Origin of the sequence: Microcystis sp. LEGE 08355, from assembly GCF_015207185.1 — a bacterium.
Taxonomy (GTDB): domain Bacteria; phylum Cyanobacteriota; class Cyanobacteriia; order Cyanobacteriales; family Microcystaceae; genus Microcystis; species Microcystis panniformis.
Genome location: NZ_JADEXI010000542.1, coordinates 1 through 3155 on the forward strand (window position 1 = coordinate 1; position 3155 = coordinate 3155).

3 protein-coding genes and 2 pseudogenes are annotated in these 3155 nt (G+C 41.3%); 3 read left to right on the plus strand and 2 right to left on the minus strand.

Features of this window, described 5'->3' with window-relative positions; genetic code table 11:
* Positions 1-26 precede the first annotated feature (26 nt).
* Together IQ242_RS20735 and IQ242_RS20740 are read left to right on the plus strand one after the other, a co-directional pair.
* Positions 27-263, plus strand: coding sequence for a hypothetical protein (locus IQ242_RS20735; RefSeq protein ID WP_072926254.1), 237 nt, complete (start codon positions 27-29; stop codon positions 261-263).
* 2 nt (positions 264-265) lie between these two features.
* Positions 266-505 (plus strand): hypothetical protein, encoded by a 240-nt coding sequence (locus IQ242_RS20740; protein ID WP_045361344.1) that lies wholly within the window; start codon positions 266-268, stop codon positions 503-505.
* Between the two features lie 215 nt (positions 506-720).
* On the opposite strand, the pseudogene IQ242_RS20745 reads toward IQ242_RS20740, so the two are convergent.
* Positions 721-894 (minus strand): annotated as a pseudogene (locus IQ242_RS20745) (type II toxin-antitoxin system Phd/YefM family antitoxin); the annotation flags it as partial.
* Positions 895-1121: 227 nt separating this feature from the next.
* Here IQ242_RS20745 and IQ242_RS20750 point away from each other — a divergent pair.
* Entirely contained in the window at positions 1122-1562 is a 441-nt protein-coding gene (locus tag IQ242_RS20750) for a hypothetical protein (RefSeq protein WP_193961252.1), read from the plus strand.
* A 397-nt stretch (positions 1563-1959) separates the two neighbouring features.
* On the opposite strand, the pseudogene IQ242_RS20755 reads toward IQ242_RS20750, so the two are convergent.
* A pseudogene (locus IQ242_RS20755) lies at positions 1960-2916 on the minus strand (IS110 family transposase).
* Between the last annotated feature and the right edge of the window lie 239 nt (positions 2917-3155).

Consider the following 3155-nt stretch of genomic DNA (forward strand, 5'->3'; position numbering starts at 1 on the left):
CACTCTTTAAGATTGCTTGATCGATCGTGGACTTTGAGATTATCAGCGATATTACGAATATCGAGATTATTGCCACAGGAACAGGAATTCGTAATCGGGAACGGTTGCAAAAACAGTATGGCAAAGGTAAATGGAGAAAATTAAAGGGCATAGCCCAAGTTCAGCTTGCCAATGGTATAGTAAGGTTAGCTGAAGTCCATTGGTATGAAGCTCATGGCATCGGCAAAAAAGAATTTAAGCTCAAGTTACCGTTTCTAGATTGACCATGAAAATAGAGTCATCTCCAACAAATAAGTTCGCAGTTTGTCTCAATAATGAAGGCTACGAAGCTTCACTAGAAGTGGGCAAAATATACCGCGTTATCCCTGATGAGACAGCAGAAATAAACAGTCTAATTCGGGTTATTGATGAAAGTGGTGAAGATTACGCTTTTTCTGTGAATCGGTTTCATCCTATTGAGTTACCAAAGCCAATAGAAGAGGCATTGTTATCAATGGCCAACTAAAACCTTCTCAATCCATCGAAAAAGAAACTACAAAAGTCGGCTAAATTGCCTCTAAAAATACCATCAATACCCCTTCATTCAATCTTGAGGGGGTTTTGTTTTTTTGCTCGTGTTTCCAATCATTAATTTTTATTAATTAATTGCTCGTAAGTAGTTTTTGTGATACAATAATGGCTCTCAGTTTAATATCGTAAAATTCAATGACTATTACGCAATCGCAATAAATAAACACACTCTAATAAACTGGAAAGCTCATCTTCAGCAATTAAGGCCACATTTTTCTGATTGCGACGCTTAATGACGATAATTTGAGATTCGTCACACACCTGATCTAAGAGACTAGCTAAATTCATTCTCGCTTGAGAGTAGGTGGTTTCTTTGCTTAACATGATTTTTAGGGGAGACTTGTACAACCTTATTGTACAATTCCAAGCTCTTGAACTCCCCAAAAACCCCAAAATCTGAAGGGAGAGGAATATAAAGATTTATAAATTGTAGCTTTTGATACATTTGTGGGGGGGGAGTGTGTACTGTTCTACTATCCGCCTTTAGTGTTGGGTTGGGTTGTTGCTTCACCTAGCTGCGAGGGGACGAACACTTATGTACTGAGTAGCGAATGGTGATGAAAAAAGGATTTTTCAGATGGCTACCAATTTTAGCCTTAACTATAGCTTTATCTTCTAACTTCTATCAGAATCACGATGATATTGCTCAAGCCCGTAATTCGAGACGTGTAAGCAATGGTTTTGCTTTCGAGATTCAGAATTGTAATAAAGACAATAATTCTGTAGTTTGTACTTTTATGGTTGCAAACTTAGGGGAAGTCAGAGATTTTCATTTTTCTCCCCAAGACTCTATCATCATTGATTCTACTGGCAAGCAATTGAAGGGATCGCGGTGCATTATTGGAGCAATAGGTCCAGGTGATCAAGCATATATGAGAGATATGCCTTCTAGAGTCCCCATTAACGGAAAAATTCTCTTTAAAGGAAATTTGCCCGGAAGAATCGTTTATCTGCGATTAGTAGGTTCTGGTTTCTCGGTTGAATGGAGGTAATATATTACCTCGGTTAACTGTTAACTGTTCACTGAATAAAGACTCGTAGGTTGGGTTGACGCAAGGAAACCCAACAACTTCTTGGAATATTTTCACAATTTTTGTTGGGTTTCGCCTTTTGAGCCGATGGGTAATACCTGATCAATAATGATAGCTCAACCCAACCTACGGCTCGATTAATTAATAAACTTATTCAGGAATGATAGTTATGGCAATCAGCCCCTACAGACTCGTAGCGACTGTCTTGATTGTCAAGGGGTAACTCAAAAAACAATCAAGGAGTTGCTGTCGAACCTAAAATCTCAAGCCAGAAAAAAAGCGCAGCAAAAACTAAGTCGCTCAGGTTAAACCAAAGCAAGCGCAACCCTTGATCAGAGATAACAAAAAGTGTGAATCTCTAGGAACAAGGTGGTAAATTGTCAGCAAGCTGCCAAGGCTGATTTTGGCGAACCATTGCATTAAGAATAACTAAGATTTTCCGCACACAAGCAGTCAGAGCCAGTTTTTTTGATTTACCTCGTCCGACTAGGCGTTCGTAAAAGGTTTTAATCACCGGATTATGACGCATAGCTACCACCGCTCCCATGTAAAGAGTCGCCCGAATCTGAGCGCGACCTCCCTGAATCATTCGCTTACCTTTATGTTGACCACTATCAGGATTAATCGGTGCGACACCGACTAAGCGAGAGATTTGTTTGGCGGTTAATTGACCGAGTTCTGGTAAGTCGGAGACGAGAGTAGTAGAAATTACTTGACCAATCCCCGGCACGGTTTTGAGTAAATTAACTTTCTCGAGCCATTGTTGGTTAGCTTGGGTCAATTCCTCAATTTCTTGATTGAGTTTTTCGAGGCAGTTATCGAGATACTCAAGATGGGCTTCGATATCGACCAAAGCTTTACCGCGAGCGCGTTCCCGTCGGTTTTTTTCGGCAGTCCGCATCTCGACAAGTTGCCGGCGACGACTAATTAAGTCGCCCAATTGACGAGATTCTTCCGACTCAACCGCTAATATTTGCGGTTGCATTGCCTCGCCAAAATGAGCTAAGATTTGAGCGTCAATGGCATCGGTTTTGGCTAATTTACCAGTGGCTTTAGCAAAGTCTCTTCCTTGACGGGGATTGATTAAGGCTACAGGTAAATCCGCTTCTTGTAATTGAATCACCAGTTCAGTTTCTCAACCTCCTGTCGCTTCCAGAACGATGAGGTTGAGCGTGTAAGATTTTAGGGTCTCGACCAGTTTAGATATGTCCTCCTTTGTGTTAGCAACTTTCATCGCTTTACCGAGGGGACGGAGGTAAACATCTAGGGTCGCTTTACTAATGTCAATGCCTACCCATTGAGAGATATTTTCCATGATTGAACCTAACTAAAGCAAGCAGAATTGATGGTTATTTTGGAGAGCATCCCCTTGATTTTACTCATCCTTGCCCGATACGGTCTCTTAGCTTAACAATTGATTGTTTTCGCCACGACCCCGGCGACTGTTCGAGTTTTGTCAGGGAGATTATGGTGGTGACCCTTGCTACGAAGCGGTCTTTTCCGACCAAGGTTGGGACGGTCTACCACCTCTCTCAATATACAAGGTTGGGTTGA